This window comes from Pseudomonas sp. JL2, assembly GCF_031570495.1.
Lineage (GTDB): Bacteria > Pseudomonadota > Gammaproteobacteria > Pseudomonadales > Pseudomonadaceae > Aquipseudomonas > Aquipseudomonas rhizophila.
This window is the reverse complement of record NZ_JAKUDH010000072.1, coordinates 1-676: the sequence shown is the minus strand read 5'-3', so window position 1 is coordinate 676 and position 676 is coordinate 1. Positions and strand designations below refer to the sequence as shown.

General features: G+C 58.9%; 1 protein-coding gene. It reads left to right on the top strand.

Annotated elements, in window-relative coordinates; translation table 11 throughout:
• Positions 1-144: 144 nt before the first annotated feature.
• Positions 145-606 (top strand): REP-associated tyrosine transposase, encoded by a 462-nt coding sequence (locus MKS85_RS28795; RefSeq protein WP_139049233.1) that lies wholly within the window; start codon positions 145-147, stop codon positions 604-606.
• The last annotated feature ends 70 nt before the right edge of the window (positions 607-676 follow it).

Sequence of the window (676 nt, the reverse complement as noted above, 5' to 3'; positions counted from 1 at the left end):
GGGCGGCTGCGCCACCCAGCGGGAGCAAGCTCCCTCGCCACGGGTACTACGTTGCTATCGGAAACGTCGTTCAAACATCAAAGTCTCGGGTCAGACCGGGCGGGGCTACCGTAAGTTGATACCCCAACGACAGGAAGCCAAGGAATGTATCCACCACGCCCAAACTCTCATCAATTGCGTCGCGGACGCTCTTCGGAACGGGGGCGAGGCTACCTCGTCACTACGGTCGTTCACCAACGCGTGCCGCTCTTCAAGGACTGGCGATTGGGACGCTTGCTGGTTGCAGAACTGCGCCGGGCTCATGAACGAGGACAGGTTAATTCGCTGGCCTGGGTTGTCATGCCGGACCATCTGCATTGGCTGGTGCAACTGGAGGAAGCCCAACTCACTCAGGTCATGCAAGCCGTAAAATCTCGCAGCACCCTGGCGATCAATCGAGCAATGAATAGAAAAGGTGCCTTTTGGCAAAGCGGTTTCCATGATCGTGCGATCCGCGACAACCAGGAGCTGCGGCCCTTCGCTCGGTACATCATCGCCAATCCGCTTCGCGCAGGGCTGGTGGATCGCATTGGTGATTACCCGCTCTGGGACGCGAAATGGCTCTAGTCGCTCTAGTCGCTCTAGTTGCATTGGTTGCTCTTGTGGCGAGGGAGCTTGCTCCCGCTCGGCTGCGCAG